The sequence below is a fragment of the Alcaligenes sp. 1735tsa3 genome, assembly GCF_024134565.1.
GTDB classification, from domain to species: Bacteria; Pseudomonadota; Gammaproteobacteria; order Burkholderiales; family Burkholderiaceae_B; genus Alcaligenes; species Alcaligenes phenolicus.
This window is the reverse complement of the sequence record NZ_CP099862.1, coordinates 2,047,068-2,067,557: the sequence shown is the minus strand read 5'-3', so window position 1 is coordinate 2,067,557 and position 20,490 is coordinate 2,047,068. Positions and strand designations below refer to the sequence as shown.

General features: G+C 56.0%; 20 protein-coding genes and 2 riboswitches. Of the genes, 15 read left to right on the top strand and 5 right to left on the bottom strand.

Annotated elements, in window-relative coordinates:
* Nucleotides 1–44: 44 nt before the first annotated feature.
* Nucleotides 45–142: riboswitch (TPP riboswitch) on the bottom strand.
* Nucleotides 143–208: 66 nt separating this feature from the next.
* A riboswitch (TPP riboswitch) is annotated at nucleotides 209–316 on the top strand.
* A 141-nt stretch (nucleotides 317–457) separates the two neighbouring features.
* A complete protein-coding gene (locus NIZ92_RS09550; protein ID WP_083053547.1) occupies nucleotides 458–1,897 on the top strand; it encodes a sodium:solute symporter family protein in 1,440 nt (479 codons plus the stop codon).
* A gap of 76 nt (nucleotides 1,898–1,973) precedes the next feature.
* On the opposite strand, the gene NIZ92_RS09545 is transcribed toward NIZ92_RS09550, so the two are convergent.
* The 3 genes from NIZ92_RS09545 to NIZ92_RS09535 form a co-directional block, all read right to left on the bottom strand.
* On the bottom strand, nucleotides 1,974–2,819 hold the full coding sequence (locus NIZ92_RS09545) for an OmpA family protein (RefSeq protein WP_115633629.1): 846 nt from the start codon (nucleotides 2,817–2,819) through the stop codon (nucleotides 1,974–1,976).
* A 4-nt stretch (nucleotides 2,820–2,823) separates the two neighbouring features.
* Nucleotides 2,824–3,639 (bottom strand): motility protein A, encoded by an 816-nt coding sequence (locus tag NIZ92_RS09540; RefSeq protein WP_009454185.1) that lies wholly within the window; start codon nucleotides 3,637–3,639, stop codon nucleotides 2,824–2,826.
* Between the two features lie 138 nt (nucleotides 3,640–3,777).
* The gene (locus tag NIZ92_RS09535) at nucleotides 3,778–4,158 is read right to left on the bottom strand and encodes a flagellar protein FlhE (protein WP_009454187.1); all 381 of its coding nucleotides are present in this window, start codon (nucleotides 4,156–4,158) and stop codon (nucleotides 3,778–3,780) included.
* A gap of 247 nt (nucleotides 4,159–4,405) precedes the next feature.
* Here NIZ92_RS09535 and pbpG point away from each other — a divergent pair, with 247 nt between their 5' ends.
* The 6 genes from pbpG (at nucleotide 4,406) to NIZ92_RS09505 (ending at nucleotide 9,916) form a co-directional block, all read left to right on the top strand.
* Nucleotides 4,406–5,410 carry a D-alanyl-D-alanine endopeptidase gene (gene pbpG / locus NIZ92_RS09530; RefSeq protein ID WP_088452837.1) on the top strand — a complete coding sequence of 335 codons (1,005 nt, stop codon included), beginning with the start codon at nucleotides 4,406–4,408 and terminating at the stop codon, nucleotides 5,408–5,410.
* Nucleotides 5,411–5,420: 10 nt separating this feature from the next.
* A complete protein-coding gene (locus tag NIZ92_RS09525; protein ID WP_035273204.1) occupies nucleotides 5,421–6,335 on the top strand; it encodes a LysR family transcriptional regulator in 915 nt (304 codons plus the stop codon).
* Nucleotides 6,336–6,493: 158 nt separating this feature from the next.
* Nucleotides 6,494–7,483 (top strand): tripartite tricarboxylate transporter substrate binding protein, encoded by a 990-nt coding sequence (locus NIZ92_RS09520; RefSeq protein ID WP_021446611.1) that lies wholly within the window; start codon nucleotides 6,494–6,496, stop codon nucleotides 7,481–7,483.
* Between the two features lie 44 nt (nucleotides 7,484–7,527).
* Entirely contained in the window at nucleotides 7,528–8,487 is a 960-nt protein-coding gene (locus NIZ92_RS09515; protein WP_254003176.1) for a succinylglutamate desuccinylase/aspartoacylase family protein, read from the top strand.
* Nucleotides 8,488–8,606: 119 nt separating this feature from the next.
* A complete protein-coding gene (locus NIZ92_RS09510) occupies nucleotides 8,607–9,500 on the top strand; it encodes an NRDE family protein (RefSeq protein WP_254003175.1) in 894 nt (297 codons plus the stop codon).
* Nucleotides 9,497–9,916, top strand: coding sequence for a carboxypeptidase-like regulatory domain-containing protein (locus tag NIZ92_RS09505; protein WP_009454198.1), 420 nt, complete (start codon nucleotides 9,497–9,499; stop codon nucleotides 9,914–9,916). Before NIZ92_RS09510 ends, NIZ92_RS09505 begins: the two co-directional genes overlap by 4 nt.
* On the opposite strand, the gene NIZ92_RS09500 is transcribed toward NIZ92_RS09505, so the two are convergent.
* Entirely contained in the window at nucleotides 9,903–10,517 is a 615-nt protein-coding gene (locus NIZ92_RS09500; RefSeq protein WP_247966833.1) for a tRNA-uridine aminocarboxypropyltransferase, read from the bottom strand. The two genes, NIZ92_RS09505 and NIZ92_RS09500, sit on opposite strands and share 14 nt — an antisense overlap.
* A 114-nt stretch (nucleotides 10,518–10,631) precedes the next feature.
* Between NIZ92_RS09500 and imuA the strand changes: the two genes are divergently transcribed.
* From imuA to NIZ92_RS09475, 5 genes are all read left to right on the top strand, one after another.
* A complete protein-coding gene (gene imuA / locus NIZ92_RS09495) occupies nucleotides 10,632–11,369 on the top strand; it encodes a translesion DNA synthesis-associated protein ImuA (protein WP_254003174.1) in 738 nt (245 codons plus the stop codon).
* Entirely contained in the window at nucleotides 11,326–12,609 is a 1,284-nt protein-coding gene (locus tag NIZ92_RS09490) for a DNA polymerase Y family protein (RefSeq protein ID WP_254003173.1), read from the top strand. Before imuA ends, NIZ92_RS09490 begins: the two co-directional genes overlap by 44 nt.
* Nucleotides 12,606–15,803 (top strand): error-prone DNA polymerase, encoded by a 3,198-nt coding sequence (locus NIZ92_RS09485; RefSeq protein ID WP_254003172.1) that lies wholly within the window; start codon nucleotides 12,606–12,608, stop codon nucleotides 15,801–15,803. Before NIZ92_RS09490 ends, NIZ92_RS09485 begins: the two co-directional genes overlap by 4 nt.
* A 65-nt stretch (nucleotides 15,804–15,868) precedes the next feature.
* The gene (locus NIZ92_RS09480) at nucleotides 15,869–16,330 is read left to right on the top strand and encodes a GatB/YqeY domain-containing protein (protein WP_009454206.1); all 462 of its coding nucleotides are present in this window, start codon (nucleotides 15,869–15,871) and stop codon (nucleotides 16,328–16,330) included.
* Nucleotides 16,327–16,746: a PaaI family thioesterase gene (locus NIZ92_RS09475; protein WP_009454207.1), complete on the top strand. Its 420-nt coding sequence runs from the start codon at nucleotides 16,327–16,329 to the stop codon at nucleotides 16,744–16,746. Before NIZ92_RS09480 ends, NIZ92_RS09475 begins: the two co-directional genes overlap by 4 nt.
* A gap of 129 nt (nucleotides 16,747–16,875) precedes the next feature.
* On the opposite strand, the gene NIZ92_RS09470 is transcribed toward NIZ92_RS09475, so the two are convergent.
* A complete protein-coding gene (locus NIZ92_RS09470; protein WP_009454209.1) occupies nucleotides 16,876–17,976 on the bottom strand; it encodes an alkene reductase in 1,101 nt (366 codons plus the stop codon).
* A gap of 156 nt (nucleotides 17,977–18,132) precedes the next feature.
* On the opposite strand from NIZ92_RS09470, the gene NIZ92_RS09465 reads away from it, so the two are divergent.
* From NIZ92_RS09465 to NIZ92_RS09455, 3 genes are all read left to right on the top strand, one after another.
* Complete coding sequence (locus NIZ92_RS09465) at nucleotides 18,133–18,786, top strand: TrkA family potassium uptake protein (protein ID WP_009454211.1); 654 nt, start codon at nucleotides 18,133–18,135, stop codon at nucleotides 18,784–18,786.
* Nucleotides 18,787–18,789: 3 nt separating this feature from the next.
* Nucleotides 18,790–20,157: a TrkH family potassium uptake protein gene (locus NIZ92_RS09460; RefSeq protein WP_009454213.1), complete on the top strand. Its 1,368-nt coding sequence runs from the start codon at nucleotides 18,790–18,792 to the stop codon at nucleotides 20,155–20,157.
* Between the two features lie 132 nt (nucleotides 20,158–20,289).
* Entirely contained in the window at nucleotides 20,290–20,490 is a 201-nt protein-coding gene (locus tag NIZ92_RS09455; protein ID WP_223254031.1) for a hypothetical protein, read from the top strand.

Sequence of the window (20,490 nt, the reverse complement as noted above, 5' to 3'; positions counted from 1 at the left end):
CCTTGCAAGATTTCGGCGAGGATGTCGACCTGCTTGAGACGCAGGGCCATGGATTCGGACATCCCTTCGCCAGTATGAGCTGGATCAGGTTCGACGGGTTTTATCTCAGCCCTTCCCAAGAAGGACACCCCGTGCCGCAGGCAGACCATAGCATAAATCGGACTCAACCGTATTATTGACATTTGAAAGAAGCTCTCCTACTCTTCTAGCCTGTTCCTGGGGGAGTCCTTAACGGGCTGAGACTCCGCATTCAAGCGGTAACCCTTAGAACCTGATCCGGATCATGCCGGCGAAGGGAAAGGAAACGCGGCCTGGCAGCCTGCCCGCTCTTGTCTGAGCGGCGCATTCACAAGCTCACACGCCCCATTTCAATCCCTCCATTTTTCTGCGCCCTGCTCTGGCACCCTGCCAGACTGGCCGGTTTGTGCCTGTTCAAACAGGCTTTTGGGGAGATCTCATGCTGGACCAAAGTGCCACCCTCCTGTGGCTCATCGTTTTTTCCGCTGCTTTTGCCTTGGCTGGGGTGCTGTACGCCCGCCACTACAACAGTTCCCTGGAAGACTTTGTGGTGGCTCGCAACAGCCAAAGCTCGGTCGCTACCATTCTGACTTTATTGGCCTCCTCGCTGGGTGCCTGGATTCTGTTTTCGCCCGCACAGGCAGCCAGCTGGGGCGGTTTAAGCGCTGTCATCGGTTATGCCATTGGCTCCATGTCGCCCCGTCTAGCCATGATTCCACTCGGCAAGCGCATGCGCGAATTGCTGCCTCGCGGTCATAGCCTGAGCGAGTTTGTCATCGCCCGCTACGGTCGTCCCATGTATGCGCTGACCCTGATCATCATGCTGTTTTACATGTTCATCTCCATGACGGCAGAAATCACCGCCATGTCCAAGATGATTACCTTGATTGCCCCGATTCCTTTATGGGTCACGGCCAGCATTGTGTTGCTGGCCACGCTGATCTACACCTCTTACGGCGGTTTGCGTGCTTCCATCTTCACCGACAAGGTGCAGATGTTTGTGATTCTGCCCATGCTGTTCCTGATCGTGATGTTCGGCTGGCAGGCGGTGGGCGGCCCGGTACAGTTGTTTGACAGCGTGAAACTGGAAGCCCCACGCCTGATCGAGCTTAGCGATCCCGTAGGCGTGAAGGCTGGCCTGACGTTCTTTGTCGCCATCTTGCTGACCGGCCTGTTTCACCAAGGTAACTGGCAACGTATCTATGCCGCCAAAGACACCAAGTCCATGCGTCGCGGCTTTTTGTTGGGCGGCTTGTTTGTAGCACCTTTCATTTTTCTGATGGGCCTGTTTGGCCTGGCCTTTGTCGGTCTGGGCTCGCCCGGTGACAGCTCCGTGGCCTTGTTCAATGTAATTTTGCCGCACGTACCTGTCTGGTTCCTGGTGCTGCTGATTCCGTTAGGCCTGTCCCTGGTCATGAGCAGTGCCGATACCGCAATCAGCGCTGTCTCCAGCCTGATTGCCGTGGACTTGAGCCGCATCATGCCGCATCGCAACACCGCTCAAATGATGAGTCTGGCGCGTTCCCTGATCTGGATTTGCTCCATCCCTGTGCTGTACGCCTCCTCGCAAGGCTTTAGCGTACTGTACTTGTTCCTGCTGGCGGACTTGCTGTGCTCGGCAGCGGCCTTCCCGGTTTTCTTTGGCCTGTACAGCCGCCGCTACGATGGCTTTACGGCCACCATCAGCACCATCGGTGGTCTGGTCGCCGGTCTGGCCGTATTTCCGCGCCCCAATGGCCCTATGGATTACTTGCTGGAGTCCTTCCTGCTGGCCGCGATTGTGCCGGTAGTGATCAGTGTTCTGGTCATGCCCTTGCGTCGTCACCTGCCCAAGTTCGATCTAGGCTCTCTGGCTTCCTCCACGCGCGTACTGGACTAAGTCAGACGCGTTGAGTTTCGGCTCAAAACAAAAACCCCGGTTTGTATGTTGCAAACCGGGGTTTTGTTTTAAAGGCTTATGGGACCGGGCTTTCAGGCTGTGCTTGGGGAGTCTGCACAATAATTTCAACCCGTCGATTCGTCGCACGACCTTGCGAGGTGCCGTTATCCCCCAAAGGCCGGGTATCGGCATAACCGACAGCGCTCAGTCGCTGGCTGCCAATTCCGTTGGCTTCCATATAACGCACCACACTACCGGCACGCGCACCTGATAGTTCCCAGTTGGATGGGTAGCGATAACTACGAATCGGCACCGAGTCCGTATGACCTTCAATCACAATGGGATGGGTGGATTTCTGCAGTACGGCAGCCAGTTGGCGTAATACCGTCAAACCTTCCAGCCCCAGATCCGCACCGCCCGAGTTAAACAGAATTTCGCTATTGATGCGAAAGCTCACGGATTGGTCGTTCATGACCACATCAATATTGTCACCCAAGCCGTCCAGATCCAGGCCGTGATTGCCTTTGCCTTGTCCTTCACCCTGACCAGAGTCCGGGAAAAGGCCTGCCCCAGCAGGCAGCAAACCGGCTCCGTCCTTGCCTGCTTGGGCCACGACCGTAGCCCCTCCCTGCCCTTGTCCCTGCGCCGCCGTTTGTGCCCGCTTACCCGCAAAGGACAGCATCACAATCATCAAGACCAGCAACAAGGTCATCATGTCCAGATACGTGGTCAACCAGGCTTCTTCTTCCTCGGGCACCGCCAGCCCTGGATCATTCCAGGGGCGGCTACGACGACGACTGCCCAGATTGCTGGCCAGTTGTTGTTCGATTTTGGCGCCGCGAGCTTGCTCCAGTTCCTTTTGCAAGGCTTTCTGGCGGTCAGCAAGTTCACCCAAAGTCAGGTCCTGCTCCATGTTTCCCATGGGATCAGCCCCGTTCCGGAGCCGGGTCCGCATCATCGTCGCGGCCGCCCCGGTCATTGATCTCGTCCTGATACTGAGCCATGAAGGAGTTCAGCGTCTCACGCATCAAGGCCGGGCCACGGCGCTGGCTCATCATGGACACACCTTGCATGATCATGTTCATCAGAACCACACGCTGTTCGGTACGACGCTCCAGCTTCACCGCCACGGGCTTGAAGACCAGATTGGACAACAGCACGCCGTAGAACGTCGTCATCAAGGCCAGAGCCATTTGCTGACCAATAGACGTAATGTCACCATCGCCCAGCAAAAACATCAGGTTGACCAAGCCAATCAGCGTGCCGACCATACCGAAGGCGGGTGCAAAGCTGGCCATCAAACGGAACAATTGCGCTTCTGCATGTTCACGAGCACGCAAACGGCTGATACGCCATTGCAAAAGGTCTTCAATATCTTCCTGGGGTGCCCGATCAATCACCAGCTGAACGCCGGTTTTCAGAAAAGGGTTGGCCACTTTTTCCAGCGCCTCTTCCACCGCGCGAATATCCCCCATCATCCACAGGCGGGAGATATTGATCAGCTCGTCCATATCCTGCTGGGTGTACAGGCGTTCATTGCGCAGCACGGTGCCGATCAGACCAAAAATACGGACAACTTCGCTTAAGGGATAACTGATGAACGTCGCTGCCAAGGTACCTACCAGCACCACGGCCAAACTGGGCAGGTCCACAAACAAGGCGGGGTTTTCTGCCGTAAAAAACAAGATCACGGCAAACAGCAGCACGCTGGCTACGATGCCGATCAGAGTAGAGGGGTTCATGCACAAGTCCTGGTTATGGCCCGATGGGCATCAGGACTACATATCGGCAGTACGGCAGGTTTCTTTAGGTCTGGACTTTGAGGTGGATCAAGTACAAGAGCAATTAAATCGTTTATTGGGAAACCGCCTTATTTCAGGCTAGCGCTGGTAATTCACCCGTATCGAGGCCTGCACACGCACAGGCTCTGTGCTACCCGCCCAGCTCCACACCTCATGCACCAGCACAAAGCCAAGACGCGCATCCTGACCGGCAAAGGCCCTGGTACTTAATACCGAACCATTCATGTCCACACAGGAGCCGCCTTGCAAGCACAAACGGCTTTTCAGAATGGCGCGCCCATTGTGGTGATAACTGACTTCCACCTTGCCTATGCTTGAAGCCTGTGCTCGCACCGCCTCTGCAGGCAGGAAGCTTTGCTGGGTGCTGGGCGAGCTGGTGGTGATGGCATTGCTAAGCTGTTCCCCGTCCCAGGCCAAGGAGGCAGCATGACTGGCCAGCGGTAATGAAACCAGGACCATAGAAAGCAGGAATCGATTTAAAAAACTGTTGATAAAAACAGTTTTTTTATTATTTTGGACTTTCAGAAAAAACATAAGCTGTGTTTTTATACAGATAAAAATAAGTTTCTTAATGATACCGCGCAGACATCTTAATTTTTTTTTAACTTTGAGCCGTAAGATACTAATATAAAGAGGATTTTTTCTGGTAGCATAAGCGCATAAATTCTCTCCGCCCTTCTGTTTCTCGCCTACCGGGAACTGAAAAATGCCTCAGACCAGAACAAATAAATTCATTCGACGTGCGCTATGTGTTTTATTTCTAGCGCCTTTTTCGATTTCGTCCTTTGCGCAGACACTGGCGCTGGCCGAGCCATCCACACTGGATGAAGCCACAGCCGCCATCAGCTACAACGTGCCGCATCTAGTTTTCGAGAAAAACCTGCAGCCTATCAGCTATAGCGAAAACGATAGCCGCCGTGCGCTTAATGCCCTTAAACACGACGCCCTGATCCAGCACGCGGCCCTGCGTTCGGAAATTGCCTTTGTGCAGGATCTGGAATCGTCTACTGTGCTGTACCAGAAAAACAGCGACGCCGTTCGTCCCATTGCCTCCATCTCCAAGCTGATGACAGCCCTGGTCGTGGCTGAATCCGGCCTGCCCATGGATGAAATGCTGGAGATCATCGACGAAGATGTGGACCGCGTCAAATATTCCAGCTCGCGTCTTAGCGTTGGCTCCAAACTGAGCCGTGCCGACATGATGCACCTGGCGCTGATGTCGTCTGAAAACCGGGCTGCCCACGCATTGGGGCGCAGCTATCCCGGTGGCTTGTCTGCTTTTGTGCGCGCCATGAATGACAAGGCACGTGCCTTGGGTATGCGCAATACTCGTTTTGTAGAGCCTACCGGCTTGTCCAGCGACAACGTGTCCAGCCCGCGTGATTTGGTCAAGTTGCTGACGGCCACCAGCCAGCATGCCCGTATCCAGCAATACACCACGAATGATCAGTACTCCGTGCAGCCTGTACGTGGTCGCCAACTGGTGTTCAACAATACCAATCGTTTGGTGAAAAACGCCAATTGGGATATTCAGGTCTCCAAAACCGGCTTCATCAACGAAGCGGGCGAATGCCTGGTAATGCTGACCAAGATCGAAGATCGTGAAGTGGCTATTGTGCTGCTGAACTCCTCGGGACGTTACTCGCGTATCGGTGACGCGGTACGTATCCGCGATCTGGTTGAAAAATCCAACGGCCTGGCCATGCTGTAAGACGCCCTTCGTGCCCCAGCTCAAACTGCTTGAAGACTTTGTAACCCTGGCTCGTGCGGGAAGTTTTGTTCGGGCAGCAGAACAACGCCACGTCACACATCCCGCATTTGGACGTCGCATTCGGGCCTTGGAAACATGGGTAGGCACACCCTTGGTGGAGCGCAGCAGCCTGCCCATCACGCTAACGCCGGAAGGACAGGTGTTTTACAACACAGCCAATCAAGTGCTGGAACAACTGAACCGCGTTCGTCGGCAATTGCAGGCCTCGGATCAAGCCGGACAAGGCAGCTTGCGCATTGCTACCGGCCGTAGCCTGGCACGCACCCTGGTCACGGACTGGGTCAGCCGTCTGCAAAAAGGCAGCCACGCCCCTTTGTCGGCCCATGTGCCTATCGACATCAGCACCGGCATGATGGCCGATATGGCCAAGCTGTTGGCCCAAGGCAAAACCGACTTTCTGTGCTGTTATGAACACCCGGCCTTGTCAATTGAACTGCTGGCCGAGCAAGTGACGTATATGACCATCGCCACTGACAAATTGGTGCCTACCTGTCAGCGCCGCAAGAACGGTACACCTTTATATGAACTCAATGCCGATAGCGGACGCAGCATTCCTTTGATTTCATATTCAGGCGGCTTGGCCATGGCCCGCATTCTGGGCGACAAACTGCACCACTTTCCCTATCCCCTGGTCAGCACGGTGCGTTGCGATTCTCTGGATACGGCAATGGGCTCGGTATTGAAAGGCATGGGCGTAGCCTGGTTACCCCTGTCCATGATTGCCAATGAATGTCGTCGCGGCACGCTGGTGCAATTGGGCGGCAAAGGCGACGAGATTGCCTTTGAAGTTCGTCTGTATCGCTCCCGAGCCCCGCTCTCGGATCTGGCAGAGTCCGTCTGGGCCTTCACCCAGCAGGGGCGATAAACACACAAGCAACCGAAAAAGCACGCCTATGTGCCGCAACAGCACATCGCAAGTAGCCACAGCAGACACAATACCCTTTCATAACTAAGGATAAACAGGCCCGCAGCGCGCACACTGGCCGCTGCTTGGAAACCTATCCATCGAACGGGGAGCACATCATGTCTTTTTCTTTTCCCAAGCGCAGCTTGGTTCTTGGCATTCTGGGCGCCTGTAGCCTCTTGCAAGCCTCAATCAGCCACGCCGACACCTACCCCTCACGCAGCCTGACTCTGGTCGTGGGTTATCCCGCCGGAGGCAGCGTGGATCTGACTGCCCGCCTGCTGGCCGAAGAACTCAGCAGCCGTTTGGGCCAAAGCGTCGTCGTGGAAAACGCAGGCGGTGCCGGTGGCACCATTGGTGCTCAACGCGTGCAACGTGCGGCTGCCGACGGCTATACCCTGCTGCTGGGTTCTACCAACGAGATGATCATCGCCGGCATGATCAACAAAGCCGTGCGCTACGACGGGCAAAAAGACTTCACGCCTATTGGCATGATTGCCTCCCAGCCCTTGTTGCTGGCAGCCTCCAAAGAGTCCGGTATTCGCTCCGCGGCAGACTATGCGCAAAAGCTGCGGGCAGCCAAACCGGAAGCCTTCAGCTTTGGTTCCTCCGGCGTAGGTACTACCTTGCACCTGGCCGGTGAAATGGTGAACGCCTCGACCGGCACCACCGCCATGCACGTGCCCTACCGTGGCGTCCCACCCCTGGTTTCGGATTTGATGAGCGGTCAACTGGATACAGCTTACCTTGTGCTGTCCTCGGGCCTGTCACAAGCTCGCGCAGGCGCCATCGTGCCTTTGGGCATTACCGAAACCCATGCCTCTCCTGCTGCCCCGGAGATCCCGCCCCTGGCCGATACGCCCGGCTTTGAAAAGGTCGACATCAACGTCTGGTTTGGTTTGTATGGCCCCAAGGATTTGCCTGAATCCGTCACCAGCACCTTGCGTCAGGCTCTGGACAGCAGCCTGCAATCGGCCAACTTGCAAGAGAAAATGCAATCCAATGGAGCCACGCTTTACGCCCCCGGCATGAACGCGGCAGAGTTCCAGGCCAAAGAGGTCGACAAATATGCTCGTCTGGTCGAACTGGCCAAGCTGCAAGCCGAATAAAACACATGGGCCCCGGCTAGCTGCTGGGGCGCTGGAGTCTTTCCATGCAATTTTCTCTTTCCTTGCCTGACATTCAAGAACAGCGTCAGGGCAATACCGGTGTCCCTGGAATCTGGTGCCTGGACTCGGGCGAAGCGGGCCGTACCGTAATGATCAGCGCCCTGATTCATGGCAACGAACTTTGTGGGGCCTGGGCCTTGAAAGCCGTGTTGGCCAGTGGCCTGAAGCCCCGTCGTGGCAAGCTGATTCTGGCCTTTTGCAATCTGGACGCCTTTGATCGCTTTAATCCTGAGCGGCACGATGCCAGCCGCTACGTGGACGAAGATATGAACCGCGTCTGGAGCGATCAGAAGCTGGCTCAAACACAGACACAAGAGCAGCGCCGTGCACGAGCGATTTTGCCTTGGCTGGAACAAGCCGACTGGTTGCTGGACCTGCACTCCATGCATGAACCCAGCGCCCCCTTGTTATTGACTGGCACCTTGGCACGCAATATCGAGCTGGCCCGTACTCTGGGCGCTCCCGAGCATGTGATTGTGGATAGCGGCCATAAGGACGGCGTACGCATGCGCGATTACGGTCGATTCTCGGACCCTGAAGCCCATGAAGCGCGCTCCTTACTATTGGAATGCGGCTTTCATGGCGATCCTGATACACCGGCAATCGCACTGGACCTGATTGCCCGCTTTCTGCTCGCCTCCGAGATTGTAGAAAAAGAGGATTTGCCCTCGGACTGGCGTCGAGCGTCTCCCGATACGCAACGCGTTCTGCAAGTCACCCATGCGATTGTCGCCCCTTCCATGCAAGTCAGTTTTGATCAGAACTGGCAAGGCCTGGAAACCTTGGCCGATGCAGGCACGGCGATCGGCCAAGCTGATGGTCAAGCTTTGCTGACGCCCTACGATAACTGCACCTTGGTCATGCCTTCGCTGCGCCAGCTACGTCCGGGTGTCACCGTCGTGCGTCTGGCCCAAAACTACGACGCCCTTTCCTGGACGCTTTAAACCTGGTGTTCAAGACCTGAACACCCAGCCTGAAGCGCCATTCTCAATCCCGAGAAAAAAAGCGGAACTTGGCGGTACTTTGGCTACCAAAGCCTGCATAGCCATCCTACAATCGGCACATGTGCATCGCTTATATCGCCGTCGGAGTTAATGCAGATTGGCCGCTGATTATTGCCGCCAATCGCGACGAATATCATGCTCGCCCCAGCCAAGCGGCTCAACCTTGGCGGGACGAGCCCGATATTTTGGCGGGTCGGGACCTGCAAGCCGGGGGCACCTGGCTGGGCCTGACACAAAGCCGTGGACGGCTGGCCTTGCTGACCAATTACCGCGAAGCCCCCAGCAACAAACACAGCAAGCAACGCTCACGCGGCGAGCTGATCCCCCAGTTTCTAAGAGACGAGCGCAGTCCCGCCGACTATCTGGAACAACTCGCCCAGGAAGGAGCCGATTACGCAGGCTTCAATCTTTTTGTGCTGGAATGGCCGGACAAGCAACAGCCTTTACGCATGGGCTATTACAGCAACCGTCATCCCAGTGGCAGCCCGCACATGCTGGAACCAGGCGTACATGTTCTGAGCAATGCCTGGCTTAATACACCTTGGCCCAAAAGCCTGTTCCTGAAAGAAACCCTGCAGGCACAGCATTTTGATGGCTCGCCACCAGCGGTAGAAAGCTTGTTTCAGGGTTTACGCAATCAGGAAGTCGCAGCCGATGCCGACTTGCCCCAAACCGGCTTAAGTCTTGAGCACGAACGCTTGTTAAGCAGCCCGTTTATTGTCAGCCCCAATTACGGCACTCGCTGCACCACCGTCATCACTATGAATCAGCGCGGACATGGAATGCTGCGTAAACGCAGTTTCAATCCGCAGGCAGAACCGACCCGTCAGCATGACTGGCCTTTGTTATGGCCCAGCTTTCATCCTGACAGCCAGCCCCACCCCTCTCATAACAGCAACAGGGCCCCTGAGGGCCCGCTTAGCCACCTTACTTCAAGCAAGGAAACCTCATGAGTCCTCGTCTTTCATTGATCGGCATTGCCATGTCGCTGGCCTTATTGAGCAGCCCCATTGTGCACGCCCAGGAACTGCCCCCCAGCCAGTATTACGGTTCAACCGAATACATCAGCGGCGGCATAGGTAGTGATGAAGCCCAGCTGTTTCGCATGGTGCGCAACACCTTTCCCTTGTCCGTGAACTTTTCAGCCAACCAGGGTGAGCGCGTCGGCTATATCTCCGATGTGCAGCTGGTTATCCGTAACAGCAACGACCAAACCGTGCTGAACAGCCTGATCGACGGCCCCTACTGCCTGATCCGTCTTGGCCCCGGCAATTACAAGGTATTTGCCACTTACCAGGGCCAGACCCAGGAGCGTCAGGCCACTATTGTTGAAGGCCAGCCCCGCGAACTGAACTTCACCTGGAAGTAGGATAGTTACGCTGATACGTATCCAGGCCCATGGCCTGGATTTGCTCTTCAATCAACTGCTCGAAGGGCCGGAGCAAAGGGCTGAAATCCCGCTCCGGCTCCATAATCTGCATCAGCCGGACAATTGCTTCCAAGGTCGACACAGCCTGCGGGTCGGGCGCTTTACGCAGTCTGTAGCGCGACGCCTGTCCTTCAGGCAATACCCAATACGGCAGGGCTTGCAAAACCGGATTGCTGTGCAAGATCAGGCGTGCCTTGCGCCAGGTGCCATCTGGCACCACGATCAGATCCGGCTTCTCCTCTGGGCCTGTTGAGCCCGCCACCTTGGCTTCTGGTCCCGGAAACAGCAAAACCGGACGATGCGCCTGTGCCAGCCGGGCCTCCAGCCCAGCAAACTGCTCTCCCACCCAGAGCTCTGTCCCCTTCAAACCCAAATACGCCAAGCGCGCAGTATTAAGCGCATGCCGGGCTTCGGAATGGTGCTGCAAAATCAGCACAGGACACGCCGCTTCTATCGAAGGGATCAAGGGACACAAGCAACGAGCCAAGGGCCGCTGACACTGTGCACAGCGGCCTGGTCGGGTAGAAGGGGAAGAATTCATGCGAGAGCGCCAAACAGAAGGCCACAGTATATAAAAGTTCTGCTTTGAAACAGATGCCTGGTTTGCTGGCGAACAGATTTACTGTATATTTATACAGCAATCAGGAGCATACCTATGGCAAGCGCACTTCGTTCCCTTTTAGATCTTCACCCTTCCCTTTGGACAGGCAAGCATTATGCGCATGCCGCAGGCACTTGCCTGCCCAGCGGGTTTGCCGCCCTGGATGACGAACTGCCAGGAGGCGGCTGGCCTGTGGGCAGTCTGATCGAACTGCATGCACAGCAAGACAGCAGTGCCTTGTCCTTGTTGTTGCCAGTCTTGAATACGCTGCAGGCAGAGCGCTTGCGTGTTTTAGTCGCCCCGCCCTATCAACCCATGCAACAACTGTGGCGTGGTACTCCTGTTACGAACGAGCAAAACAGCTCATCAGAAAACGCCTTGCCCGCCCGCATGCTCTGGATACGCAGCCAGCACCTGAACGATACCTTGTGGGCCAGTGCCCAGGCCTTGCGTCACGGCCACTGTGCGGCTGTGCTGAGCTGGCTGCCTGCTCATGTGCCTTTAGCGGCCTTGCGTCAACTACAGCTATTAGCCAGCCATAGCGACAGCCTGTTTTTTTGTTTACGTCCGGCGCACAGTCAGACCAACAGCCCCGCCCTTTTGCGTCTTGAACTTCAGACTCGCCAAGACCAGCAGGGGCAGCCCTGGCTGGATGTTCATATCCGCAAACGACGGGGGCCGCCGTGCAAGGACAGCATTGCTTTGGCCCCTCACCACACCCTGATGCCGCCAGCGGCCATTCCGTCTCATGTACCTGTGCCTGCGACTGCCCCAGAGCCTGCTTACGCCTGAGGCCAGCCCAAAACAGCAGAACGGTATTCAAGCCGTTCTGCTGCGCTACAGCCCCCAGCTGGCACAGGTGCAAGCCGATTTATGGGTACTGAATATCAGTGCCAGCATCCGGCTGTTTGGTGGTTTGCGTCGTCTGTACCAACAGGTCCGGGCTGACTTGCAAGCCCTTATTCCCGAGCCCTGCCTGGCCCTGGCACCCACTGCCCGTGCGGCCTGCTTGCTGGCTTTATCCGGACGCAAGCAGCGCCGTTGTGCACGACGTTTGCAGGCCTGTCTGAACCCGCTTCCCATCCACTTATTGGCTCCGCCTGCCGACCAGCTGCAATGGTTGCATAGTCTGGGCTGCCATACCCTGGGCCAGTTGCACCAACTCCCCCGCGATGGTCTATCCCAGCGCGGGCTGCGTGCTCTGCTGTTGCAGTTGGACCAAGCCTACGGCACACAACGCTGGGCGCTGGAATGGGTGCATGCCGCCCCGCAATTTACAGACAAGCTGGAGATGGATACGCCATCCAATAACAAACCCACCGTCTTGCGGGCCGTAAATCGCCTATTGATCAAGCTGGAGGCCTGGTTGAATCAGTACCAGTTGGCTTGTGGACGTCTGGAACTGGTACTACGCACGGAAAGATACAAGGACTACCCCACGACCACCCGCCTGGAGTTGCAAATGGCCCGGTCCTGCTGGCGTAGCCAGGACTTTTTGCCCGTATGGCAAGAACAGTTCCAGCAACTGCAATTACAGGCGGCCGTACAGAGCATGGTGCTGCAGGCACAGCAACTACACCCGCGCCAAACTCATGCCAGCAGCCTGTTTCCCGATGCGCGTCATTGGCAAGAGCAGGATCAACAACTGTTGGAGCGCTTGCAGGCCAGGCTGGGGGCTGAACAGATTTTGACACCTGCCGCCCAAGCCAGCTATTTGCCTGAACAAGCGAATCAATGGCTCCCCTTGTCCCGCAGCCAGCCCCCCGATGCGGACCGTCCGGCTTTGCAACGTCCATGCTGGCTGCTGGACCCGGCTCAGCCCTTACAACACGATCAGCAATCTCCGCTTCTGGATCAGCAGCGCTTGCGCCTGGTTCAAGGCCCGGAGCGGGTACAGACAGGCTGGTGGAGCGGCACCGGGCATCAGCAGCGGGACTACTTTATTGCCCTGTGTCCGCAGGGACGTTTGTATTGGGTTTATCGGGACTTGAGCCAGGAGCATGCCTGGTATCTGCACGGAGTCTTTGGATGAAACCCCATATAGACCTGCTGTATTCCGAGCTGGACTGCCTGTCCAATTACAGTTTCTTGAATGGCGCGTCCCACCCCGAGGAGCTGATCAGCCGCGCTGCCGAATTGGGCTACAAGGCGCTGGCCTTATGCGATTACGCCTCCATGGCCGGTGTGGTGCGCGCTTATGCGCAGGCCAAGTTGCATCCGGAAATCCGCTTGTTGGTTGGAAGTCGGTTCCGCTTTACGGGGGGTTGGGACAATCAGCGCCCACAAGTCGCCAAGGCTGAGACAAGAACCTGCAACGACACTCAGACCCATGAGCTGCTGATTCTGCCGCGCAACAAGGAAGGCTACGGCAATCTCTGTCAATTCATCTCGCACCTGCACCAATCACTGGACTTGAAGCAGGAAGCCTCGATTGACTGGTCTTTTTTGCAACAAGCCCGCCAAGGTTCCCAACAACAGGTTCTGCCAGACTGTCTTGTCATCTACAAGCCGGCCTATGGCTTGGATAGCGAGCACATCCGTCTTCAAACACAGCATTTGCTGGACCTGTTTGCAGGCCGACTGTTTTTAGGCATCAGTCTGCATAGGCGCGATCAGGACATGCAGCATTTGCGCGCCGTCAGGCTGGCAGCGCAGGCATGTAGATTGCGCTGTGCCGCGTTGGGCGGCGTCCATATGCACGTGCGCTCTCGCCAGCCTTTGCACGATACTTTGGCAGCCATACGCCTGAAAACACCTGTGCAAGAATGCGGCTGGTCCCTGGCCAGCAATGCAGAACATCACTTACGCAGTCGTTTCCAACTGGCCAATCTTTACCCGGCCGAACTGCGTGAGACCACCGATCACATCCAGGAGCTATGCCAGTTTTGTTTAAGTGAAATCAAGTACGAGTACCCGGTCGAGATTGTCCCGCCCGGTCTCAGTGGCATTGAGTATCTGCGACAGGAAACCGAGCGTGGCGCGCAAAAGCGCTACCCCAAAGGGATTAGCGACAGCTTGCGCACGCGCCTGGAAGAGGAACTCAGCCTGATTGCAGACCTTCAATACGAGTCCTACTTTCTGACTTTGCATGACATCGTCAGTTACGCGCGCAGTCAGGGGATTTTGTGCCAGGGCCGAGGCTCTGCCGCCAACTCGGCCGTGTGCTACTGCCTGGGCATTACTGAAGTTGATCCTGCCAGCAGCCATACCTTGTTTGCGCGCTTCATCAGCCGCGCACGGGCTGAACCGCCCGATATTGATGTGGACTTCGAGCATCAGCGTCGCGAAGAGGTTATTCAATACATTTACCGCAAATATGGCCGGCAACGAGCAGCCTTAACAGCGGTGATCACCACCTATAGACGCCGCAGCGCCTTGCGGGACACCGGCAAGGCGCTAAGCATTCCTTCCGCCTTGATCGAGGCCTTGATTCAATGCGACCGTGCCTGGCTTAAAGACAGCCACATTCAGGATGAAGTCCTGGCACGCTTTCCCGAATGCCCGCCTGAGCAAGCGCATCAATGGTTGTCCTTGACCCGCCAGCTGATGGGCTTTCCTCGTCACCTGTCCCAGCACCCTGGCGGTTTTGTAATTTCACAAACACCCTTGCACAGGCTGGTGCCGATTCAAAACGCCGCCATGCCAGGGCGCAGCGTTGTGCAATGGGACAAGGATGATCTGGATGTGCTGGGTTTGCTGAAAGTCGATATTCTGGCCTTAGGTATGTTGAGCGCCTTGCGTCGCTGCCTGGACAGTATCAGTCAGCAAAAAGGCAAACCATTCCGCTTGCAGGACATCCCTTTGCAAAGCGCCAAAACCTTTCGGATGATACGGCGCGCTGACACCATAGGCGTGTTCCAGATCGAGTCCCGCGCCCAGATGAGCATGTTGCCACGGCTGCGTCCCAAATGCTTTTACGACTTGGTGGTGCAAGTGGCCATTGTGCGCCCCGGCCCCATTCAAGGGGGCATGGTGCATCCTTATCTGGAACGCCGTCGCGACCACAGCAAAGTTGACTACCCCGCTCCCGAAATCCGCCATGTTCTGGAACGCACCCTGGGCGTGCCTATTTTTCAGGAGCAGGCCATGGAACTGGCCATGGAGGCGGCGGGTTTTTCGGCTGACAAAGCGGACGCCTTGCGACGGGCCATGGCGGCCTGGCGTCGTCGTGGCGGCTTGGGGCCTTTTGAGCAAGAGCTGCTCGATGGCATGGCTGCCAAAGGTTATGCCCCCGAATTTGCCCAGCGCCTGTTCGATCAGATCAGCGGTTTTGGAGAATATGGTTTTCCGGAAAGTCACTCGGCCAGCTTCGCCAAACTGGCCTGGTTCAGCGCCTATCTGAAAGCGCGTTACCCGGAGCACTTTCTGGCGGCCTTGCTGAACTCTCAACCCATGGGTTTTTACGGCCCCAGCCAATTGGTCCAGGATGCACGCCGTCACGGCGTTCAGGTCTTGCCTGTGGATGTGCAATACAGCCTGTATGACAGCCACGTGTGTTCCGAGCTTGGCGGCCCGCCTCAGGTACGTCTGGGCCTGCACATGGTCAAAGGTTTGAGCGAGCAAGGTGCCCAAGCCATCGTGAGTTACCGGCAAAGCCACCCGGACCGTACGCTGAATCTGGCCTGTTTGCGCCAGGGACTGGCCCTGTCAGCCCACGATCAGCAAGCGCTGGCCCAGGCCCATGCTTTACGCAGTGCTTATAGCCAACGCCGCCACAGTGTTTGGGATGCCCGGCGCCCCAGTCAGGCAGGATTGCTGAGCCATGCTGAAACGCCGGAGCACACCCCGGATTTGCCACGAGCCAGTGTGGGGCTGGAAGTGTTAAGTGATTATCAGGCCGTGGGCTTGAGCCTGAATCGTCACCCCCTGTCCTTGCTACGCACACAGTTGTCCCCCTTGCGATTCTCCACCGCAGGACAACTCAACCAAGCCTGCCCGGATAGGCGGCTGGCACGGGCCTGCGGGCTGGTGACCACCCGCCAACGCCCCGGCACCGCCAAAGGCACCGTATTTGTAACGCTGGAAGATGAAACCGGCAGTGTCAATGTCATCGTGCGTGAAGAGTTGGCGCAGGCGCAATCTCAGGCCTTGCTTCAATCTCGCCTGCTGGGTGTCTATGGTGTCTGGCAACGTGATGGCAGCGTATGTCATTTGATTGCCCGCCGTCTGGTATCCATGAATCACCTGATTGGTGATCTGGTCGCACGCAGCCGGGATTTTCAATAATCGGATTTTTCCCTACCCCCGCCCTGCGTTAAACTAGGGCTTTGCCCGTTCAACCAGGAACCACCATGAGTCAAACACTCAAAACCCGTTTAGCTGAAGATATCAAAACGGCGATGCGCGCTCGCGATAGCGGACGCCTGGAGACCTTGCGTTTTCTGCAAGCCGCGATCAAACAACGCGAAGTGGACGAACGTACCGAGCTGGGCGATGCTGAAGTAAGCAGCATCATTGAAAAACAAGTCAAGCAACGCCGCGAATCCATCCAGGCTTTTGAATCTGCTGGCCGTACCGAAAGCGCCGAGAAAGAAAAATCCGAATTGCTGATTCTGCAGGAATACCTGCCACAGCAAGCCGATAGCGCCGAAATTGATGCGACCATTGCCGATGCGATTACCCAGGCTCAGGCTGACGGCGCTCAAGGCCCCGCATTGATGGGCAAAGTCATGGGGCTGGTGAAAGCCAAACTGGCTGGCCGTGCCGATATGTCCCAGGTTTCCGCTCAAGTGAAGCAAAAGCTGAACCCATGAAGCATTTGCAGGCCGAACTGGCGCAGCCCAAACAGGACTTTTTCGGCACACATATCCCCCTGATGCAGCACCTGGGCCTGCAAACCGTGAGCAGCACCGAGCAGGAAGTGATTACTTTTCTGCCCTGGCAAGCCTGTAATGCCAACTCCCGTGCCGATGTGCACGGGGGCACCTTGATGGCGATTCTGGATTTCACCCTTAGCGCCGCCGCACGGGCACAACGTCCTGGCTCAGGGATGGCCACCATAGACATGAACTCGCAGTTTTTACTGCCTGCGCGTGGCGATGTCTGGTTCAAGGCCCAATGCCTGTATCTGGAAGGCGATACCGCTTACTGCGAAGGTGGCGGGTATGACGAGAAGGAACGCTTGCTGGTTAAAGCGGCAGCCACTTTTCGAGTGGTGCGCGGTAGCTGAACACCAAGTGCAATACACCTTGGAAAGTGGCACGCTGCCCCAAACTGCTACCGATCTACAATAAAGCCCATTAAAAAAGCCCGTATCAAACGGGCTTTTTTATTTCCACCTACTTAATCACAGGCAAGCTTAATGCGCCTGTAAATCCTCACCCACAGGCTGATCCCATTCCGGGTTGGATTTCAAAAATGGATAATCCGTATAGCCTTTAGGCCCCTGGGTGTAAAACGAATCCCGATCCCAGCCATTCAAGGGCGCACGCAACTGCAAACGCAAGGGCAAGTCCGGATTGGACAAAAAAGCCTTACCGAACGACACGGCGTCTGCCATGCCTTTGGATAAAGTGGTCTGTGCTGTCGGCAAATCGAAATGTTCATTAGCGATAATCGCACCACCAAACTGGCATTTGATCATGGGCAACAAGCTGTCCGAAGCCGGGCTTTCACGCAGGAACAAAAAGGCAATATCACGGCGATCCAGTTCGCAAGCCACGTACGAGAACAAACGGGCCGGATCGGAATCCTTCATGCCATGCAAGCCACCACGTGGGGACAAATGCACACCGACTCGGCCAGCGCCCCAAATGGCGACACAGGCGTCCACAATCTCCAACAGGAAACGAGCCCGGTTTTCAATCGAGCCACCGTAAGCATCCGTGCGGGTATTGGAGCCATCATGCAGGAACTGGTCGATCAGGTAGCCATTGGCACCGTGTATCTCCACCCCATCAAAGCCGGCGCTCAGCGCGTTTTGAGCGGCAACGGCAAAGTCGTCCACAATATCGGCAATTTCTTCACTGCGCAGGGCACGCGGCACCACAAAAGGACGTTCCGGGCTTAAATGGCTGACCATGCCCTCACAGGCAATTGCGCTGGGCGCAACCGGCATTTGGCCATTCAGAAATTCCGGATCAGACACACGCCCCACATGCCACAACTGCAAGACAATACGGCCACCCTTGGCATGGACGGCTTCGGTAATCGTGCGCCACGCATCTACCTGTGCACTACTCCAGATGCCCGGCGTGTGGGCATAGCCCACACCTTGCGGCGATACCGAAGTGGCTTCGGCTACAATCAGCCCCGCGCTGGCCCGCTGGCAATAGTACATACGCATCAAATCATTGGGCATACGGCCCTCCGAGGCGCGTGCGCGTGTCATGGGCGCCATGATGATGCGGTTCATGAGTTCAATATCACCCAGTTTGATTGGATCAAACAAACTAACCATTGTTTTACACTGTCCACTATTGATGTTTCCGCCAGGGCTTGAACGACACGCGCCCAAGGGAATACCCGATAAGGGTTTTTACCAGATATGTCTTTATACCATCAACGCTTAATTTGGCTTGAAATTGTTTCAAGCATCAAACGGATCAAATAAGCTATGGCACAGTTCGCCGTCATAGGATTAGGCCGCTTCGGTTCGGCCTGCGCCCTGGAACTCATGAAAATGGGCCACTCCGTACTGGGAGTGGATACCAATCCGAAACTGGTCAACAAATATGCGGACCAATTAAACCGTGCCGTCATTGCCGATGTCACTGACCGCCAGGCTCTGGAAGAGCTGGGGCTGGACAATTATGACGTAGTTCTGGTTGCGATTGGGGCTGATATTGAATCCTGCCTGGTGTGCGTGGTTCACCTGAAAAGCTTTGGTGTTCCGACAATCTGGGCCAAAGCCATTTCCCATACCCAGCATTTGATTCTGGCCAAGATTGGTGTGAACCGGATTATTCACCCCGAAGAAGAAATGGGCATACGAGTCGCCCAAATGCTCAGCTACCCCATGGTCAACGATTACATTTCTCTGGGTAACGGCGATTATGTTGTGGAAGTCACCGCCAGCGACAATATGAACGGCCAGACCATCAAGGACATATTGCGCGAGCAAATGGCCGACGTGCAGGTCCTGCTGGTCAAACGTCGTGGCCAAACCACCATCCAGCCCGATGCTGATTTTGCCCTGCATGCCAAGGATCTGCTGATCCTGCTCGGACAGTTGCAAGCACTTCGTACCGCCGCCCCCAAATTGGTCTGATGTATGCGCAACTGGCTGCCCAATAGTCTGACTCGCCGTCTTGAGGTCAATCCTCATACCCGCACCCTGAGCGCCAGCCCGCCACTGGTGCTGGCGCTGGGTTTTATGGCCCTGATTATTCTGGGCGCAATTTTGCTGAGCCTGCCACAAGCGGCTACGCCCCGGCTGGGGATTTTTCAGGCGCTGTTCATGGCTACCTCGGCCGTCACTGTCACGGGCCTGGCGGTCATTGATCCGGCAACAGACTTGACGCACTTTGGGCAAATTGTGCTGGCGCTGCTCGTGCAAATTGGCGGTATGGGCTTTGTGACCTTTGCCGTGATTGCCGCCATCACCATGCACAAACGCATCAGTGTCAGCCAGCAGGCACTGGCACTGGAAGCTTTTAATCAAACCAGCGTGTCCCGCATCCGCAGTACAGCCTTTCAAGTGTTCAAGATTGCTGCCCTGATTGAGCTGATCGCCGCCGCCATTCTGTTTCTGCGCTGGACCATTGATTTACCGTGGACCACAGCCCTTTATCGCGCACTGTTCCATGCGGTCACGGCTTTCAATAATGCGGGCTTTTCGCTATTTCATGACTCCTTGATCCCCATTTCCGGGGATTTCGTGTCAGTAATGACCTTATCCGGCCTGATTATTTTGGGCGGGATTGGCTTTACCGTACTGGCCGACGTAGGCCAGAAAAAACGCTGGCAAACACTTTTGCCGTACACAAAGCTGATCCTGATCGGAACACTCATCCTGAACCTGATTGGTTTTTTCAGTCTCTGGGCGCTGGAATTCACGAATCCAAACACGTTGGGCATGCTGGGCCTGGGCGATCAGGCACTGGCTGCCTGGATGCAGAATGCGGCCACCCGAACCGCGGGCTTTACCACCATGGACATTGCCAGCCTGCGCGACAGCACTCAGTTGACCCTGATTGTGCTGATGCTGATTGGTGGCGGCTCGCTCAGTACGGCCAGCGGTATCAAAATCGGCACCTTGATTGTCTTGCTGGCGGCGGTACGCTCCTACATCCGTCAACGCGAAGAAGTGGTCTTGATGGAACGCAGCGTGGCGCCGGAAACCGTACAGAAAGCCCTGGCCCTTTTCCTGATTACCGGCGCACTGTACTTCATCAGTGTCTTGCTGCTGACCTTGTTTGAGGACATGCCCATTACCAGCCTGCTGTTTGAAGCCGCGTCGGCCTTGAGTACCACCGGCATGAGTCACGGCATTACCCACAAGCTGTCCACGCCTAGCCAGATCCTGATCATGGTGCTGATGTTTGCAGGCCGACTCGGGCCTCTAACCTTGATTTACTCGCTGGCCACACGCAAACGCAGCCGTATTCGTTACCCGGAAGGCAACTTCCAAGTGGGCTAGACCTGTCGCTAAACCACAGATATACAAGAAGTTTTAAGAAAAACGACTATTGTCACCGAATTTTGGTATGGTTAATGGATGTAAACATCGAACAACTACTGATCAGGATGCAGGCTTATGGATCACAGGAAGATGGCTACTTTAACCAAGCGCGCTGGCACCGGGCTTAGCGCGCTTTGTCGGGAACTGACCAGCCGTGGGATTAGCTACCACCCGCTGGTCGAAATGTATCAAAGTCAAATGGCCGTTATTGGTTTGCTCAGTGACGAAGTTGTCGCCCTGCGCAAAGAGCTGGACGATCTAAAAAAAGTAGTTAAGAAAAACGGCTCATGA

Excerpts from the sequence above, each read along its gene's own strand:
- NIZ92_RS09520 (WP_021446611.1), top strand. The coding sequence starts at position 6,494 with ATGTCTTTTTCTTTTCCCAAGCGCAGCTTGGTTCTTGGCATTCTGGGC.
- NIZ92_RS09470 (WP_009454209.1), bottom strand. The coding sequence starts at position 17,976 with ATGGTTAGTTTGTTTGATCCAATCAAACTGGGTGATATTGAACTCATG.
- imuA (WP_254003174.1), top strand. The coding sequence starts at position 10,632 with ATGGCAAGCGCACTTCGTTCCCTTTTAGATCTTCACCCTTCCCTTTGG.
- NIZ92_RS09540 (WP_009454185.1), bottom strand. The coding sequence starts at position 3,639 with ATGAACCCCTCTACTCTGATCGGCATCGTAGCCAGCGTGCTGCTGTTT.
- NIZ92_RS09480 (WP_009454206.1), top strand. The coding sequence starts at position 15,869 with ATGAGTCAAACACTCAAAACCCGTTTAGCTGAAGATATCAAAACGGCG.
- NIZ92_RS09465 (WP_009454211.1), top strand. The coding sequence starts at position 18,133 with ATGGCACAGTTCGCCGTCATAGGATTAGGCCGCTTCGGTTCGGCCTGC.
- NIZ92_RS09550 (WP_083053547.1), top strand. The coding sequence starts at position 458 with ATGCTGGACCAAAGTGCCACCCTCCTGTGGCTCATCGTTTTTTCCGCT.
- NIZ92_RS09475 (WP_009454207.1), top strand. The coding sequence starts at position 16,327 with ATGAAGCATTTGCAGGCCGAACTGGCGCAGCCCAAACAGGACTTTTTC.
- NIZ92_RS09460 (WP_009454213.1), top strand. The coding sequence starts at position 18,790 with ATGCGCAACTGGCTGCCCAATAGTCTGACTCGCCGTCTTGAGGTCAAT.
- NIZ92_RS09515 (WP_254003176.1), top strand. The coding sequence starts at position 7,528 with ATGCAATTTTCTCTTTCCTTGCCTGACATTCAAGAACAGCGTCAGGGC.
- NIZ92_RS09510 (WP_254003175.1), top strand. The coding sequence starts at position 8,607 with ATGTGCATCGCTTATATCGCCGTCGGAGTTAATGCAGATTGGCCGCTG.
- NIZ92_RS09455 (WP_223254031.1), top strand. The coding sequence starts at position 20,290 with ATGGCTACTTTAACCAAGCGCGCTGGCACCGGGCTTAGCGCGCTTTGT.
- NIZ92_RS09500 (WP_247966833.1), bottom strand. The coding sequence starts at position 10,517 with ATGAATTCTTCCCCTTCTACCCGACCAGGCCGCTGTGCACAGTGTCAG.
- NIZ92_RS09505 (WP_009454198.1), top strand. The coding sequence starts at position 9,497 with ATGAGTCCTCGTCTTTCATTGATCGGCATTGCCATGTCGCTGGCCTTA.
- NIZ92_RS09535 (WP_009454187.1), bottom strand. The coding sequence starts at position 4,158 with ATGGTCCTGGTTTCATTACCGCTGGCCAGTCATGCTGCCTCCTTGGCC.
- NIZ92_RS09485 (WP_254003172.1), top strand. The coding sequence starts at position 12,606 with ATGAAACCCCATATAGACCTGCTGTATTCCGAGCTGGACTGCCTGTCC.
- pbpG (WP_088452837.1), top strand. The coding sequence starts at position 4,406 with ATGCCTCAGACCAGAACAAATAAATTCATTCGACGTGCGCTATGTGTT.
- NIZ92_RS09490 (WP_254003173.1), top strand. The coding sequence starts at position 11,326 with ATGTACCTGTGCCTGCGACTGCCCCAGAGCCTGCTTACGCCTGAGGCC.
- NIZ92_RS09545 (WP_115633629.1), bottom strand. The coding sequence starts at position 2,819 with ATGGGAAACATGGAGCAGGACCTGACTTTGGGTGAACTTGCTGACCGC.